General features: G+C 36.2%; 14 protein-coding genes. 10 read left to right on the top strand and 4 right to left on the bottom strand.

All coding sequences use genetic code 11. The features are described from left to right. Window positions 1-31 precede the first annotated feature (31 nt). Window positions 32-4,984, bottom strand: coding sequence for a PKD domain-containing protein (locus ACFOW1_RS11000; RefSeq protein WP_379014272.1), 4,953 nt, complete (start codon window positions 4,982-4,984; stop codon window positions 32-34). A gap of 244 nt (window positions 4,985-5,228) precedes the next feature. Here ACFOW1_RS11000 and ACFOW1_RS10995 point away from each other — a divergent pair, with 244 nt between their 5' ends. The 8 genes from ACFOW1_RS10995 (at window position 5,229) to ACFOW1_RS10960 (ending at window position 11,200) form a co-directional block, all read left to right on the top strand. Beyond that, window positions 5,229-7,442, top strand: coding sequence for a TonB-dependent receptor (locus ACFOW1_RS10995; protein WP_379014271.1), 2,214 nt, complete (start codon window positions 5,229-5,231; stop codon window positions 7,440-7,442). 100 nt (window positions 7,443-7,542) lie between these two features. Next, window positions 7,543-7,812 (top strand): 2TM domain-containing protein, encoded by a 270-nt coding sequence (locus tag ACFOW1_RS10990; RefSeq protein ID WP_379014269.1) that lies wholly within the window; start codon window positions 7,543-7,545, stop codon window positions 7,810-7,812. Window positions 7,813-7,829: 17 nt separating this feature from the next. After that, complete coding sequence (locus ACFOW1_RS10985; RefSeq protein ID WP_379014268.1) at window positions 7,830-8,132, top strand: 2TM domain-containing protein; 303 nt, start codon at window positions 7,830-7,832, stop codon at window positions 8,130-8,132. Window positions 8,133-8,170: 38 nt separating this feature from the next. Next, a complete protein-coding gene (locus ACFOW1_RS10980; RefSeq protein ID WP_379014266.1) occupies window positions 8,171-8,797 on the top strand; it encodes a hypothetical protein in 627 nt (208 codons plus the stop codon). An 81-nt stretch (window positions 8,798-8,878) separates the two neighbouring features. Continuing rightward, the gene (locus tag ACFOW1_RS10975; RefSeq protein WP_379014264.1) at window positions 8,879-9,541 is read left to right on the top strand and encodes a hypothetical protein; all 663 of its coding nucleotides are present in this window, start codon (window positions 8,879-8,881) and stop codon (window positions 9,539-9,541) included. Window positions 9,542-9,615: 74 nt separating this feature from the next. After that, window positions 9,616-10,227, top strand: coding sequence for a hypothetical protein (locus ACFOW1_RS10970; RefSeq protein ID WP_379014263.1), 612 nt, complete (start codon window positions 9,616-9,618; stop codon window positions 10,225-10,227). Between the two features lie 2 nt (window positions 10,228-10,229). Further along, window positions 10,230-10,910 carry a hypothetical protein gene (locus tag ACFOW1_RS10965; RefSeq protein WP_379014261.1) on the top strand — a complete coding sequence of 227 codons (681 nt, stop codon included), beginning with the start codon at window positions 10,230-10,232 and terminating at the stop codon, window positions 10,908-10,910. After that, window positions 10,910-11,200, top strand: coding sequence for a winged helix-turn-helix domain-containing protein (locus tag ACFOW1_RS10960; protein WP_379014260.1), 291 nt, complete (start codon window positions 10,910-10,912; stop codon window positions 11,198-11,200). The genes ACFOW1_RS10965 and ACFOW1_RS10960 overlap by 1 nt, the downstream gene beginning before the upstream one ends. Before the next feature lie 25 nt (window positions 11,201-11,225). Here ACFOW1_RS10960 and ACFOW1_RS10955 read toward each other — a convergent pair whose 3' ends face one another. Next, complete coding sequence (locus tag ACFOW1_RS10955; protein WP_379014258.1) at window positions 11,226-11,618, bottom strand: VOC family protein; 393 nt, start codon at window positions 11,616-11,618, stop codon at window positions 11,226-11,228. A 221-nt stretch (window positions 11,619-11,839) separates the two neighbouring features. Here ACFOW1_RS10955 and rpsA point away from each other — a divergent pair, with 221 nt between their 5' ends. Then, window positions 11,840-13,810 carry a 30S ribosomal protein S1 gene (gene rpsA, locus ACFOW1_RS10950; RefSeq protein WP_379014257.1) on the top strand — a complete coding sequence of 657 codons (1,971 nt, stop codon included), beginning with the start codon at window positions 11,840-11,842 and terminating at the stop codon, window positions 13,808-13,810. A gap of 200 nt (window positions 13,811-14,010) precedes the next feature. Then, entirely contained in the window at window positions 14,011-14,427 is a 417-nt protein-coding gene (locus tag ACFOW1_RS10945) for a thiol-disulfide oxidoreductase DCC family protein (RefSeq protein ID WP_379014256.1), read from the top strand. 54 nt (window positions 14,428-14,481) lie between these two features. Here the strand turns inward: ACFOW1_RS10945 and htpG are convergent, their stop codons facing one another. Further along, window positions 14,482-16,326, bottom strand: coding sequence for a molecular chaperone HtpG (gene htpG / locus ACFOW1_RS10940; protein WP_379014254.1), 1,845 nt, complete (start codon window positions 16,324-16,326; stop codon window positions 14,482-14,484). A gap of 239 nt (window positions 16,327-16,565) precedes the next feature. Continuing rightward, window positions 16,566-17,912, bottom strand: a complete 1,347-nt coding sequence (locus ACFOW1_RS10935; protein WP_379014253.1) for a DUF5689 domain-containing protein — start codon at window positions 17,910-17,912, stop codon at window positions 16,566-16,568. Between the last annotated feature and the right edge of the window lie 2 nt (window positions 17,913-17,914).

The following is a 17,914-nucleotide window of genomic DNA, read 5'->3' as shown; positions in this document are numbered from 1 at the left end:
TTGGCTCAAAAGCCAAATCTTATTGAATTATTTACCGAATTAAAGTAATTGTACCCTTATTAGAAAAAATATCTCCCGTATCGCATTCAACTTCAATTACATATACATATACGCCTGAAGCAGCTTCGTTACCCTTAAACTTACCGTCCCAACCAGCAGATTTATCGTTGACATTAAAGTTTTGTCTTTCAAAAATTTTCTCGCCGCCTCTGTTGAAAATAGTAAAATATCTCACATTTTTAATGCCTCTACCTAATGGATAAAATACACTATTTAGTGCGTCATTATTAGGTGTAAATCCTGATGGAATAAACAAGTTACCTTGAATACAACTCAATGTAATGGTCATAGAATCTTTTGCAGTACAACCATATTGTGTGGTGCCTGTAAGCGTATAAGTAATATTACTACGTGGTGTAGTGGTGGTAGTTTGGCAAGCTGTACAGCTTAAGTATTTATCTGGCGACCATAACCAACTTACTACATCGCTACTACCTGTACCGTTTATATTAGCAGAAGTACCCGTACCCATTAATAAATCTGGCCCTGCATTTACTGTAGGTAAAGGCGCTAATGTAACGGTAATGCTATTGGTATCTTTAAAACAACCTACATTATCGAAACCAATAACTGTGTATTTGGTGGTAACAATTGGACTAGCCAAAGGATTAGCAATATTAGTAGCAGATAAGCCTGTGGTATTATTAATCCATTGGTAATTGTTGGCACCACTTGCTTGTAATTGGGTATTACTTCCCAAACACAAAACCACATCAGGCGAGAGTGTTACTTTAAAAGGTTGCGACACCGTTATTACGGCTGAATCTTTACTAGAACAGCCTGCTGCATTAGTAACCGTAACCACATACTTGGTATCTATTTTTGGCTTCGCTACATAAGTATTACTAGAAGATGGTGCATTGGCTTGCCATTGATAACTAATACCGTCATTTGCCTTTAATAACAGAGAATCACCCAAGCAAATATTGGTAAGCTTTGGTAGCAAATTAACCACAGGATTGTGCAACACTTTAATGGTGGTATTGGTAGTATCGTAGCAGCCATTATAGTTACTGATTAACGACACATTATAAGGCACTGTGGATGATACATAGCGTTGAGCCGAAGGATTGAGTAGTGTAGATGTATTACCATTACCGAAATTCCATTGATAGATAGCATTATTAGCTATACTTGAAGTTGCTGTAAACGCTGCTGTATCATATTCACAGATAATTGCAGGCGATGAAATAGTGGTAGTAGCAACAGGCTTCACTTCTACAGTATCTACTATTGCTTTACTACAGCCTGAAGCGGTTGAAACATGAAGGCTCACAGGATATTTACCCACTTTCGTGTAATTAAATAGCGAGCTAGCATTATTACTTGTATCGGCTAAATTACCTGTACCAAATACCCAATGATACTTTGTAGACGCAGGATTTAAGCTGTCAGAAACACTTATTATATTATTGGCAAAGTTGATAACACCAGCTTTGCAAACGGCAATTGGTGAAGGTGTGATATTAAGCTGTAATGAGTCAACTAAAACAGTAGTAGGCAGACTAAATGCTGCGCTGCATCCCGCACTGTCTTTCATAATTAGAGCGGGCTGATAAATACCTGGTGTTAAATATTGGTGTGATGCGATGGTATCTTGCACTGAAGACAAACTACCATCGCCAAAATCCCATATAAAACTTGCAGCGTTTACTGTATGTGCTGTAAGTTTCACAGTAAATGGCAAACAACTAATTACGGCATTAGAAGATAAAGCAGCATAAGGCCCTTTTACAACAAACACATCAGAAACAGAATCTACCAAATTATTATTGCCATAACCATACAATGTAATGGTGTATACACCAGGCTTGGCATAAGTGTGTGTCGGTTCCAAAATATTACCTGCAGTAGTACCATCTCCAAAATTCCAACTGATAGTATTAACACGTTGTAATACGGATTTAAAATTAACAATGACTGGTGGACAATTTGATTGATTAACATATGAAGTAGTATACGTAAACTGCACCCCTAACCTTTTCACAGGAATTATTTGCACCAAAGTATCCGTACATTGAATGGCATTATTGGTAGCAATAAGTCTCACAGTATCCACAGTAGCATTATTTGTATACGATTGATCGATAGGCCCAAAAGAAGTTGAGTTTAAACCACTATTACTAAAATGCCATTGATAATTGGTATTGCTACCAAAACTATTTGTGTTATTAGTAAATGTAACAGTAGTTCCTGTTAAAATAGGATTGGCATTCCAATTAAAATCAACTTTTGGCCCTAAAATTTGAATTGGCGTTGCAGTGTTTGTGGCAATGCTATAACAACCGTCAGCATCCGTTACTTTCAATTGAACATTATAATTGGCCGGTGAAGAATACAAATGTGTAAAACTGGTTGAATCTGTTTTTGTACTAGTTGTTCCATCACCAAAAGTCCAATCCCGCGTTACAATGGGTGCATCAAAACCCTTATATGAAGTATCGCTAAATGTAACTGGTAATTTAAAACAGGTTTCCGTGTTGGTAGTAAAAAAACCTGCTGTAGGCCCTTTGGTGGTAACCCTAATAAAATTGGTGGTATCGTTACAGCCAAACCCTGCTGTTCTAAAAATCCCCCTAATACTTTGTGTGCCATTTTTTAAATTCCAAAAAATATCTGAAAAACTATTACCAAAGGTGAAAACACCCGGCCTTGTTGTAGTACTACCCATAAAATTGGAACTATCTGAAAGTTGCCAACTTTGCAAAAGGTATTGTGCAGGACCGGTAGGTCCATTGATAGGATTATTTTCTAGATTATTCACCAAAATATGTAGCGAATCATTTAAGCAAATCGTATCGGCGCTAGCAACCAATACGGGCTTTTGTTTCAGCATAACATCGGTATATGTATTTTCTGTTAAGCTGCAATATTTATTGCTAATAGTAGCGCCAATGATGTAGTTACCTGTTTTTTTATATTGATGTAATACGGTATCAATGTTAGGATTAGATATTAAAGAATCGCCATCACCAAAATACCAAGTAACACTGTCTACAAATCGATATTTTGGCATGAACCAAATACTATCTCTAAGTCCATTACATGTATTGGTCTGCTTAGATAAATCTACAAATAGTGGCAACACGTATACATATTTTTTCTTTTCCAAGCTATCGCTACAAGTATTATTAAAGGCAATTAGTGTGACGTTATAGTATCCCGAATCATAATATTTATGTGTTGTAGTTGGCAAATTAGAAGAGATACCACCCCCATCCCCAAAATTCCAGTTCCAAAAAGTAACTGGAACAGACGATTTATCGGTATATGTAACCATTGTACTTCCACAAATTACTGTGTCAGAAACACTAAAATCTACTACAGGCTTTTTGTATACAATCACATCTTTTGTAAAGCTAGAAACACCAGTGCATCCAGCTTTGGTAACATAACTAAGCGTTACCTTACTTACACCTTCTTTGGTATAAGTATGACTAGGATTAGCGGTGGTATCAGTTGCAGAACTATCCCCAAAATTCCATAGATAACTTATCAAATCGCTCGCAGGTGTTGCCCCAAAAGTTAGTGTAAAACCTGGGCAACCAGTAACATCGGTAGGGCTTGTAGTAGAAATGTCAGAAATAGGGTATTTTGGTATTTGTACAGAAAAAGGTTTACTAATTGTATCAAAGCAACCAAGGCTATCTATAACTTTTAACGCAGCCACATAATTACCTTCATTTTGGTAAATGGCAGTCACACTTTTTGTAGAATCAACAGTAGTATTAGCACCATTTAATTGCCACAACCATTTTACCGCTTTTGTTGTGGTATCTTTAAAAATAAAATTTACTGGTAAACTACAAAATAGATCATGACTAATAATAAACCCACCCAAGTTTGGCGATTGATTGATCTTGATTGTTTTCTGAATGGTATCAATACATTTACCATATGTATTAATCATGCGCACAACAGCAGAACCAGCATTAGCAAAAGTTTTATTGATACTACTTCCTGTAAAGGTTTTACTAAAACCATCATCACTAAACTGCCATTGTGTATTTGATGCTGCAACGAGATTAGCAGCATTAAAGTTTATCGAATTATGACTACAAGTGACAGTTGGCACTAAAAAATTAGAATTAAAAAAAGCTGCCGAAATGGGCGAAATCTGTTGGGCTACACTTACACAACCAACACCTAAATTGCTAGTAGCCGTAAGTGTTACATTATACTGCCCTTTTGCATTGTACACATGCGAAGCATTATAACTAGTAGCAAAGCTACTGTCACCAAAATCCCATTTGTACGTAATATTTCCGGGACCAGTAGTCATATTTGTAAATACAGCACTATCGGTAAGTTTACACAGAGTAGTATCAGATACCTTAAAACCCGCCACAGGTGGTTTGTTTACAGTTATGGAAGTATCTTTAGCAACAGACGCTTGACACCCAAAACTATTGGTAACCACTAATACAATATGTGGAGATTGTGTACTAGTAAATGTATGCGTAGCCGTTGGCGAGGAAACAGTGGTTGAACTTCCATCACCAAAATCCCAGAAAAAGTTGGTAATAGTGCCATCCCCAGCTGCTGATTCGCTTGTAAAAACGGTAGTAAAAGGCAAACAGCCTTTTGTGTCTTTTATTGAAAAATTCGCCGCAGGCTTTTTGTAAACAGTAATATCAAGTTGCTTGGTGGAAGTATTGCCATTATCAGTGACGGTAAGTACTACTGTATATGTTTTTTCAATTGCATACGTGGCACCAGGATTTTGCAATGAAGACGTATTGCCATTGCCCAAATCCCATTTGTAAATAGCACTTGCACTAGCGCCTTTGGTTGTATTTTGGAAACTAACAGAAAATGGTGAACAACCGCCTAATACGCCATTAGCCGTTTGAAAATCAGCAATCAATTGTGACTTAGAAACCAATGACAATAGGCAAAACAACAACAACAGAGTTGTTCTCATTCAATACTAGATTTTATTAGTTGAAGGTACCGTTTAATTGAAATATATTCCATGAAAATAATTTTTTTTAGGATAAGTAAAAAATTACTGTGCTATTAATTATAAACATTTACCAACAATCCGATTAACCATACATAGGTACGAAAAAGTATTGTGCATTTTGACACTAAAATTTTATTTGAAAAATAATTTGGTTTATTTTATAAACTAGTCTATGTTCGCATTGTCAAATAAAATAACTGCTATGAAAAAGTTTATCATTTTCCTTACTACAATACTTACAAGCACTGTCCTACTAGCACAAATAAGAATTAGTGGTAGTGTAAAAGATACCAAAGGCAGAATTATTGCTGGCGCTTCTGTAGTGGTAAAAGATAGTTACGATGGTGGTATTTCTGACAGCGTTGGTTATTTTTCTTTTAAAACCTTTGAAAAAGGTAACCAAGTTGTAGTAGCAAAATCTACTGGCTATAAAACTGTAGAAACCCAAATTACAATTAGCAGCGAAGCTATCGTTACTAATTTTAACTTGAAAGAGGAAGTAACAGAACTAAAGGCCGTAACGGTTACTGCGGGTAGCTTTGAGGCTGGTGATCGCAAAAAAGCGTCTACGGTATTAAGTACGCTTGATATTTTAACTACTGCAGGCGGTAATGCAGATATTGTAGCAGCAGTAAAAACACTACCGGGTGCACAACAAGTAGGCGAGCAAGAGGGCTTGTTTGTGCGTGGCGGTACCGCTTACGAAACCAAACAATTTATAGATGGCACAGTGGTTAATAATCCTTTTAACGCAAGTGTGCCAGATATCGCAAGCCGTGGTCGTTTTTCACCATTTTTATTTAAGGGTACGGTGTTTAGCACAGGCGGCTATTCTGCTTTATATGGCCAGGCATTATCATCTGCTTTAATTTTAGAAAGTATTGATCTACCAGACCAATCACAAGCCACTGCTTCTTTGAGCGCAGTTGTGGTAGGTGCGGGCTTGCAAGAACTTGCCAAAAACAAAAAATCATCTTGGGGCATCAATTATAATTATACCAATTTGGCTGCCTATTTTGCCCTAGTTAAGCAAAAACCAGATTATTTTCACATACCAGAATTTCACACCACCGACGCCAATTTTAGAATTAAAACTAAAGCTGGTATGATAAAATTTTATACAAGCTATGGCGCCAGCAATATTGGCCTTAGAAGACCAGATATTGATAGCCTTATTTTAAAGGATGCTTTTAGCATTAAAAACCATAATTTTTACAATAATATTAGCTGGAAAGAAAACTTAGGCAATGGCTGGAAAGTGAATACTGGCTTTAGTTTTAGTACTAATAGGGATGAATTATACCAGCAAATACAAAACCCTAGTAACACACCTACAACTACTAGTTATAGCTGGATTGACAGTAAAAATTTTACTACCAATAGTCGGCAAGATTTAACACAAATTAGAACTGTTTTTGACAAACGCCTTTCTGGTATTAGTGTCGTACATTTTGGTGGCGAATATTGGTATGGCTATACAAATACTAATTATAATAATACTAATTATATTTTGAAAGATAATTTTGCAGCATTGTTTAGTGAAGCCGATTTATATATTACAAACGATTTAGCCGCAAAAGTGGGTGCTAGATTCGAAAATTCATCTATCATCAACAAAAGCAATATTGCACCTCGCATTTCATTGGCTTATAAAACTAGTCCTGGTGCGCAAATGAGCTTGGTGTATGGTGAGTTTTATCAAAAGCCTGAAAACAACTATTTATATAGCAATCCTACCGCTTTGGGCTATATAAAAGCAACGCATTATTTAATTAATTATATTAAAACCAATGCTTTACAAACATTTAGAGCAGAGGCTTTTTATAAAAAATACCACAATTTAATTATAACACCACCAAATAATATTTACTATAATTATGGCGATGGTTATGCGCAAGGTTTAGAGATTTTTTGGAGAGATAAAAAAACTTTTAAAGGTTTAGATTATTGGTTAAGTTACTCATTTTTAGATACGAAACGTCAGTTTAACAACTACCCTAGCCAGTTGCAAACAACATTTGCAGCAACGCATACGGCATCGCTGGTGGTAAAAAAATTTATTACCAAAATTAATACAGGCTTCAATTTTACCTATAGCTACGCAACAGGTAGACCTTATTACGATTTTATAGCCAACGGTAATAAATATGATATAAAAGACCAAGGCAAAACCAAAGATTACAATAATTTAGGCTTTAGTTTAAATTATTTAACCAAGCTCGGCAAGTCGTATGCAGTAATAGTTGCTAGTGTTACCAATGTGCTTAACAGCGATCAGATTTATGGCTACAACTATAATTACAGCGGCACTTATAAAGAAGCTATCAGGCCGCCAGCCCCGCAGTTTTACTTTATTGGGTTGTTCTTAAGTTGGGGTGTTGATAAACGCCAAGATGCGATTAATAATAACTTATAATTTGGGTTTAAAGTTTAAGAGATTTATAAATTTATAGTACCAACCTAAATTCAATAATTAACTCATTATTCCATTCAAATCAAATAAATCAACATTAACCATGACAAACGAACAAAAAGACGAACAACTTTGGAAAACCGCCAAAGCTCGTGTAGCATTTAAAAGCAGCCTTGCTAGTTACTTAATTGTGAATCTATTACTTAATGCCATTTGGTATTTTTCTAGTGGCCCATATAGTTATTATTGGCCCATTTGGCCAGCATTAGGTTGGGGCGTAGGCTTGGCATTTCAATATTTTCATGCTTATCATGGGGATAAAATATTTAGTGCCGAAAGCGAGTATGAACGCTTAAAAAATCAAAATAAATAACCTTAAATATAGCTGTTATGGAACCCATAAACGACCCACTTTGGGAAATAGCAAAAGACAGAGCTAAGTTTAAAAAAAGCCTTATTAGCTTTTGTATCGTTATTCCTTTTTTATGGTGTATTTGGTACATCACTGCAGGTAACCAAGCTAGAAACGATATGTTTAATGAAGATATCCGTTGGCGCTTTAATATCCCTTGGCCAGCTTGGGCTACACTATTTTGGGGCTTTGGCTTAGCTAGCAAGTTTGTAAAAGCCTACGCCATAAATACCAAACAATCTATTGAAAACGAGTACCAAAAACTTAAAAATAAACTATAATACAAATTATCAATTATCAACACAAAAAATACAACAACATGAAACAATTATTAGTGATTGCAAGCCTTTTTATGGCAACTTTAGTAAGTGCACAAGGCAAATTTGAAGCAGGTATGGCAAAAGGTTTAGGCATGATGAAAGAAGCCAAAACCGCACCCGCCTTGGTAGAAACTTCTGCTTTTTTTGAGCGCATTGGCGATGCAGAAAAAACACAATGGCTACCTTATTATTATGCCGCATTAAGCTTATACCAAAGTGCTTGGGCCGACCCAAAAGCTGATAAGGACAAAGTAGGCGAAGCTTGTAAAGTATTGGTATCGAAAGGTATGGCTATTGAAAAAACAGCCGACTTGTATTGTTTAGAACAACAAGTTGCTATTTTACAAATGATGGTAGATCCAATGAGCCGCTGGCAAACGTTTGGCGCTGCTGCAAAAGCATCATTGGAAAACGCTAAAAAAGTAGACCCAACAAATCCTAGAATTTACTACCTAGATGGCATGACATTGTTTAATACACCTGAAGCATTTGGCGGTGGCAAAGCAGTTGCAAAACCTTTATTTGCAAAATCTGTAGAGTTGTTTAAAACATACACACCTGCTTCACCATTTCACCCAACATGGGGCGCAGAAGAAGCTGCGAAACAATTGGCTGCTTGTAACTAATTTATTTTACACCTTCCAAGTTTTTGAGAATTGGAAGGTGTAAAATCATAAATCCTAAATCTACAATCATAAATCATAGCCATGCCTTCACTTTTTTCGATATTAATTATACTGCACATAGCTGGGGGTACTACCGGATTAATTACTGGTGCGGTAGCTGCATCAGTAAAAAAGGGAAGTAAGTTGCACAATGGTGTGGGTAGAGTATATTTTTACGGGATGTTAATAGCTTCATTGGCGGCGCTAATCATCAGTTGGTTGCCCAATCACCACAATCTGTTTTTATTTGCTGTTGGTGGCTTTACGCTATACATGATAATAAGTGGTTATAGAATAATACATCTGAAACGTCAATTAAAAACAACAGATTCTCCAATTGGAACTATCGACTACGCTATTACACTTTTTGCGGTAGTATTTGGTGCGTTCTTAATCGCATTGGCTGCTTTTGCATTGAAAAATGGCAATACATTTAGCTTGGTACCCGCTGTATTTGGTGGCATTTGCCTTAATTATGCAAGATTAGATTATGGCTTGTTGAAAGGTAAAAAGCCACTTAAAAAACATTGGATGGCTAGCCATATTACAAGGATGATGGGCGGCTTGATAGCAACTTACACAGCTTTTTTAGTAGTAAATGTACACATACAACAAGATTGGATTTTGTGGTTATTGCCAACTGTAGTTGGGTCAGTTTTGATTACTAAGTTTTTAAAACAATATGCACCAAAAAGTTCAAAGTAGAACAAAGCGTACAAGTGTGCGACGCAACGATGTTTCATAGTACTACTACTGCTGGTTAACAAAAAATAAAAAAAATGGGAAAAAAGCATTTTTCGCCACAAGAAAGTCTGGCACTTATTGAAAGCATGATACAAAAGGCACAAAATAAGTTTGCAGAGAATGGACATTTATACTTGTTGTGGGGCTGGACAGTTTTTGTTTGTAGCTTTCTACAATTTGTTTTATTACATTTTTTCCAATACCAATACCATTACAGAATCTGGGGGATTACTTGGTTGGTAGCGATCTACCAAATGATTTATCTAAAGCGCAAGAAACGAGAAAGAACTGTAAAAACTTACTATGACGAAGTAATTGGTTATGTGTGGATAAGCTTTGTAGCCGCCATGTTTTTAATAGGTTATGCCATAAGCAATACAGGCAGCATGTTTAGTGCGTATTACACGTTATTTACACCTTGTATTTTAGTTTTATATGGTATTCCTGTATTTCTTTCGGGCATATTGCTGCGGTTTAAACCTTTAACAATTGGCGGCGTGGGCTGTTGGATAATCAGCTTTGTAGCAAGCACAAGCTTAACCAAAATACCATACGATTATCAATTACTTTTTATACCGATTACAATGCTGGTTGCATGGATTGTTCCCGGATATTTAATGCGTAAAAAATACTTACAAACCAACTAGTTATGATGAACGAAGAAACACCAATGAATGAACAGGAAAGCCTACGTCTGATAACCGATATGATTGCCAAAGCAAAAGCAAGTCACTTTCATGAAGATGGCACTAGTGCTATTTTGTGGGGAAGCGTTGTGGGCTTTTGTGGGTTATTACATTTTGCTGAATTATATTGGAAATTTAGTATTGGATTTGACGTTTGGATTTTAACGCTAGTGGCATTAATACCACAAATTTTCATCAGCATTAAAGAAAGTAGAAACCGAGTTGTAAGAACCGATATGCAAATAGCGATGGATGCTGTGTGGACAGTTTATGGCATTAGTATTTTTGCGATGATAGCATATATTAATATTATTCCATTTAGCTCGGCGCATTTATTTGCTAGCGATGGTATTACATTATTTCAAAAAAATGCAAAGGGTATCATAGAACCCTTTAAAGCTTTTGCTTTAAGTGGAAGTTCATTGCTAATAATTCTATATGCGTTTCCAACGCTGGTTACAGGTTTAGCTCGCCGCTTTAAACCTATGATTTATGGTGCCATGGCTTGCTATATTTTCTTCTTCATTTCTTTATATACATCTACCACATATGATAATCTATTGGCAGGTATGGCAGGTATTGGTAATTGGCTAATTCCTGGATTGATTTTGCGTAATCGTTACAAAAAAGGAAAAAACTGCTAATGTTTAAAGAACTGGATCCCATATTACATTCGCAATTACGCTTGGCAGTAATGAGCTTACTGATAAGTGTGAAAGAAGCTGAGTTTACTTTTATAAAAGATAAAACCAACGCTACCGCTGGTAATTTATCGGTACAAATACAAAAGCTAAAAGATGTAGGCTATGTAGAAGTAACCAAGCAGTTTGTAAATAATTATCCGCAAACTACTTGCAAAATTACGCTTGTAGGAATTGCTGCTTTTGAATCTTACGTAAAAGCCTTGCAAGAATATTTAGTGCCTAAAAATTAAGTACTTATAAATTGATATTTATGACCTAATTCGGCTGAATTAAATCCCATAAATTGCCATATAAATCTTCAAATACGGCTACTATGCCATATGCTTCTTTTAAAGGTTGTCTTACGACAACAATACCATCTGATTGCATCTGGTTATAATCTCGCCAGAAGTTATCGGTGTATAGAAATAAAAATACTCTGCCACCAGTTTGATTGCCAATTCTACTTACTTGCTCATCACCTACTGCTTTGGCTAGTAAAATGTTACAGCCATTTTGCGAACCTTTAGGGGCTATTAATACCCACCGTTTAGTATCGCTTAGTTGCGTGTCTTCTACCAAAGTGAATTGTAGTTTTTGGGTGTAAAAAACGATAGCTTCATCGTAATCGGCTACTACAAGGGCTATATGTGCAAGTTGTTGTTTCATATAAAAAGTGGTAAAATATGTATCAAAATAACATGAAAAGGTCTACAAAATGGGCAAAGTTGCGCAGCGAAATGAACGTACAAGAGTGCGACGCAACGAAGTTTTATTGAAAAACTGCTGCTGATAACCCAATAAAGCTTTAAAATGCTTGCTGTGACTGACTTTTGAGTAGTATTTTTAATTACTTTTGCCGCCCGAAATAAAAACATTCGGAATTTTTTATGAATTTTTTCATTAAACAACTAAATGCAGATGCACAGGATAGTGCTGCAGCCCCTGAAGAGGTTGTAGAAGCTACAACTGCAACAACAAATGCACCTGTGGAAGAAACTGTTGCCCCTGAAGCAATAGTGGAAGCAGCAACTGAACCAGTTGTAGCTGCACAACCCGTAGTAGAAGTTATTGCTACTGCGCATGATGATTTTGACTGGAGTGTAGACAAACGTAACGTGAGTTTGTACTCTAGCGAAGAAAAATTAAAGTACGATAAAGTGTACGAAGACACTTTTGTACAAATTGCTGATGGTGAAATCATTAACGGTGGCGTTGTTGGTTTAACTAAAACGGATGTAGTTGTAAACATTGGTTTTAAAAGCGATGGTTTGATTTCTTTAAACGAATTCCGTGACTATCCAGGTCTAAAAGTTGGTGACGAAGTGGAAGTAATGGTGGTAGAGAAAGAAGACAAAAACGGTAACCTTACTTTAAGCCGTAAGAGTGCTAGAATTTTCCGTGCTTGGCAACGTATTATGGAAGTTCACAAAACTGGCGAAGTGGTTACTGGTAATGTTACTAGCAAAACTAAAGGTGGTTTGATTGTGGATGTATTTGGTATGGAAACCTTCTTACCAGGTAGCCAAATTGACGTTAAACCTGTTACTGATTACGATCAGTTTGTGGGTAAAACAATGGAATTTAAAGTTGTTAAGATTAACGAAACTATTAAGAATGCCGTTGTATCTCACAAAGCCTTAATTGAAAGCGATATCGAAGCTCAACGTGTTGAAATCATGAGCAAATTAGAGAAAGGTCAAGTACTAGAAGGTATTGTGAAAAACATTACTGACTTTGGTGCATTTATGGATCTTGGTGGCTTGGATGGCTTATTATACATTACTGATATTTCATGGGGTAGAATTTCTCACCCAAGTGAGGTATTGAAAATGGATCAGAAATTACAAGTGGTTGTATTAGACTTTGATGATGATAAAAAACGTATCAGCTTAGGTTTAAAACAATTAACACCACACCCTTGGGATGTATTGCCAGAAGGCTTAGCTGAAGGTAGCATTGTAAAAGGTAAAGTTGTTAATATTGAAGATTATGGTGCTTTCTTAGAAATTCAACCAGGTGTTGAAGGTTTGGTACACGTAAGTGAAATTACTTGGGCTAACACACCTATCAATGCTAAAGAATTCTTCAAACTAAACGACGAATACGAAGCGAAAGTTGTAACACTTGATAAAGATGCTCGCAAAATGAGCCTGTCTATCAAACAAATGACTGTCGATCCTTGGAGCACTATTGAAAACAAATATGCAGTAGAAAGCAAACACAAAGGTTTGGTGAAAAACATCACGCCTTATGGTGTATTTGTTGAATTAGAGCCAGGCATTGGTGGTATGATTCACATCAGCGATTTAAGCTGGTTGAAACGCTTTAACCACCCAAGTGATTATGTGAAAGTTGGTGAACACATCGACATCATTATCATGGGTATTGATAAAGACAATCGTAAATTACAATTAGGTCACAAACAATTAGAAGAAGATCCTTGGAATTCTTTAGAAGATACATTTGCTATCGGTTCTACACACGAAGGCACTGTAACACGTAAAGATGACAAAGGCGCTTTGGTACAATTGCCTTACGGTTTAGAAGGTTTTGCGCCAGCTCGTCACCTTACAAAAGAAGACGGTAAAACAGTGGTTGCAGAAGAAACTTTACCATTTGTGGTAATTGAATTTGATCGTAACGAAAAACGCATCTTGTTAAGTCATAGCCGCGTTTGGGAGCAAGTTCAAGCAGAAGAGAAAGAAGCCGTGAAGAAAGAAGCAAGAGCTGAAGCTGAAAACACTAAGAAAGCTGTAAAAGCTGTTCAAGCGAAAGTTGAAAAAACAACTTTAGGTGATATTGGTGCTTTAGCTGAATTACGTGCGAAATTAGAAGGTGGCGAAGACGCTGCTAAATAATTAGTAACAAATTAGCTGTTATATAAACAGCCATCTTATGCAAGTAAGGTGGTTGTTTTGTTTTTGTATAGATTGAAACGCTGATGACGCTGATTAAGGGGATTTCCCCTAAAAGATAAAATAATGTTTCGCTATAAGAAAAAAATCAGTATTAATCTATATCATCTATAATATCAGTGTTCCTATCCTACTTTTGCAACATGACAGCATTACAAGATATTAAACAGCCTGTTATTCTCTTCGACGGGGTTTGTAACTTATGCAATAGTGCTGTTCAATACGTAATAAAACATGACCCAAATAATCATTTTCTATTTGCCTCATTACAAAGCCAATTTGGGCAGCAAGTGCTTGCAGCAAATCAATTGAGCAATACCAATTTCAATTCCTTTATTCTGCTTCAAAATGGTATTATTTACCAACGCTCTACTGCTGCTTTGATAGCGACTAAACAATTATCTGGGGCTATTCGCTTATTATATTGGTGTATTATTGTACCTAGCTTTATAAGAGATGGTGTTTATAATATTATTGCAAAAAATAGGTACAAATGGTTTGGTAAAAAAGACACTTGTTGGTTACCATCACCTGAATTAAAAAACAAATTTTTAGACTAAATAAAAAAGCCAATCCTTTTATAGATTGGCTTTTAAATATCCATCATTTTCTAATTATGCCTTCATCAATTCAACACTTCGATTAATGAAGTTGGTTAATTCAGCACCTTTCAATAATCCTTGAGATAGTAATGCTAAATCAGCTAAATTTCTAATTTGTTTAGCTTGTTTATCTACATCTGGTTCATGCAATAAAGTGCTATAAATCGGGTGATTACCATTTACGGTTAACGTTACTTCATCTGGCATTTGGGCGTAAAACGCAGTCATACCGCCACCTACAGCACCCATATCTTTCATCCGTCGCATAAATTCAGGACGTGTAGCTACTACAGGAGCATCATTGTTTACCAAGCCTTTTACTTCAACAGTTAAGTGCAAATCGCCTACTGGAAATTCAAATAATTTCTTCAAGGTTTCAGCATCTTCTTTGCTTAAAACGCTTTCATTATTGTCTTGCTTGTCTACCAAATTATCTACGATATCAGCATCAACACGCACAAAAGCTACATTATCCCATTTCATTTCCATATGGTTAATAAATGCAGCATCTACAAGCGTTTCAGCTTTTACGACTAGATATCCTTTTGCTACCGCAGCTTGTATATAAGCATCTTGCTGCACAGGATTGGTCGTATAAATAATTACATGCTTACCTTCTTTGTTTTTCTGTAAAGCCTCTGTTGCGGTTTTGTATTCATCAAGGGTAAAGAACTTCTTCTCTACCGCATTTTCCATTACCAAAAACTTATTGGCTTTTTCCAAAAACTTGTCATCAGTCATCATCCCATACTTCACAAATAAGCCTAAGCTTTCCCATTTATCTTCAAAAGATTCCCTTTCATTTCTAAATAATTCGTCAAGTTTGTCTGCAACTTTTTTGGTTATGTGGGCGTTTATTTTACGCACATTTGGATCACCTTGTAAGTAACTACGACTCACGTTCAATGGAATATCTGGGCTATCAATGACACCTTGCAATAACATTAAAAATTCAGGAACAATTTCCTTCACTTCATCCGTTACAAACACTTGGTTACTGTATAGTTGAATTTTATCCTTTTGTATTTCGTAGCTCTGCTTAATTTTCGGGAAATATAAAATACCAGTTAGATTAAATGGATAATCAACATTCAAGTGAATCCAAAACAAAGGCGTTTCATTGAACGGATATAATTCTCTGTAAAAGTTTTCGTAATCTTCTTTGGTTAAATCGCTTGGCTTTTTCACCCAAATTGGATTGGTATTATTGATACTTTTTTCCTCAGCATCTTCTTTTTTCTCTTCTGCTACATCGGTGAAATAAATTGGAATCGGTAAAAATTTACAGAACTTGTTTAATACAGATTTTACTTTACTTGGCTCTAAAAAGTCTTTACTATCCTCATTGATATGCAAAATAATTTTGGTACCACGGTCTTTTTTCTCCACTTCGTATAATTCAAATTCTGGGCTACCATCGCAACTCCAATACACCGTAGGCGCCTCTAGATTGTGACTTTGAGAAATTACTTCCACCTTTTCAGCCACCATAAAAGCACTATAAAAGCCTAGGCCAAAATGACCAATAATATTCGCATCTTTATATTTGGTTAAAAACTCTTCTGCACCGCTAAAAGCTACTTGGTTTAAGTATTTGTCTACCTCCTCTTTCGTCATACCTACGCCACGGTCGCTAAAGGTTAAGGTTTTCTCCTTAGCATCTAAAATCACATCAATTCGCAATTCGCCCAAATCACCTTTTGACTCCCCAAGCGATGATAACGTTTTCACTTTCTGTGTCGCATCTGTGGCATTACTAATCAATTCACGTAAAAAAATGTCGTGTTCACTGTACAAGAATTTCTTGATAATCGGGAAAATGTTTTCCGTATTTACCCTGATCTGTCCTTTTTGCATAATCGTGTATTGTTTATGTTATTTTTTCATGGTTGTTATCAGCTGTTGCTCTACTTTGAGCACCTGTTGCGTCGCACACTTATACGCTTTTCTCGCTATTCAACTTTTATCTAAGCGTATCACTTAACTTCATTCGCCTATTATCAAACACAATACCACCAACGATTACCTGCCATCATGACAATAAAAAAGCCATCCGATTTTCGAATGACCTTTTATTTAGACGCAAGCAAAAGTTATTAGTTTCTAATCTTTATATCGTCTGGTTCGTATGTACCTACTGCACTTGCAGCAGTACCAGCCGGTGCTTCGTAACGAAAAGCCAAATTAATTTTTTGACCAGCATACGTTGATAAATTAAATGGTCCAAACAAATCAAACGGAGTAAACGCCGTGGCAGAACCAGCTGGTACTGTGGTAATAAGTGTCCATGTAGCTGAAGAAACATTGGTACCTATAAAATTGGTAGACACATATATTTTAAATGTACCCGCTGGGTATCTTCTTGCGCATGTAAAAGATAATTTTGGTGTAGTACCTGCGGGAAGATTAATGTCTGGGGAAATTAACCAACTAGAAATATTGGTAGTGCGCAAAGCAGTAGAACCAAATGCCGTTACTTTAGGAAAAACATTACCGCTTAATGCGGCTAATGTGAAGGGTACATCACCAGTTGCCATGATATTTTTCCAACCAGGTATTACCGCAGCAGCAGTACCAGTGGCTGCATAGCCATTAAAATCTTCTTCAAACAAGCTACATCTAGGCCCATTAAACCTAATGTCACTGGTATCACGCAATATCAATTGCTTTGTAGTACCGTAAGTGGTATAAATCGCAGCAATGGTACCATTGCCGCTTGGAGGTTTTACGCCTGCAAAATTTGCATAAGCACTTGTGCGTATGATAATTCCAGCTGCACCACTACAATTATTGATTGTTATGTTAGTAGTATTTTTAAATTGAGAGGTGTCAGATAGTGTTTTGGAAGTATCACTTTTATTAAACTCGTAATTACTTAATTGAATTAGAGAACCCAAATTTGGATCTTGCATATTAGTGGTTAATTGGCTAACAATAACAGGCTTTGCCATCACAGTATTATTGAAACTACCTCCCGTAATATATTGACCGATCATAGCGCTTGGTATTGCTTCCACCGAAGCAGTTCCGTTAATATTGGCTTTAATTCCTAACTGGATCATTCCATTATAATCTGTAAGTGTTAACCCTTTACAATTAATAAATACTCTACGACCAATAGGAAATGTAGCATACAAACTGTTTGCATCTAGCAATACAGATAATGCACCAGTACTATCTTGGATATACATTGTTTTGTAAATATTACCAGTTCTATCATCAGCAATTACAACACCTGCAATTATAATATCTGTTGTAATGGCATCATAGGCACCAGCTACTGTATGCTTAGCTTTTAACGCTTTAATAGTAGTATTAGCCGTAATATCTGGATCAATATTAGAGAAAGGTGGCTCATCAAACTTCTTATTACAAGACACTACAATTGTAGCCGCAAATGAAAAGGCTGCTAACATCCCTAAAAGAAATACATTATGCTTCATTT

This window comes from Parasediminibacterium paludis (genome assembly GCF_042651445.1).
GTDB classification, from domain to species: Bacteria; Bacteroidota; Bacteroidia; order Chitinophagales; family Chitinophagaceae; genus Parasediminibacterium; species Parasediminibacterium paludis.
This window is presented reverse-complemented; position numbering and strand designations above follow the sequence as displayed.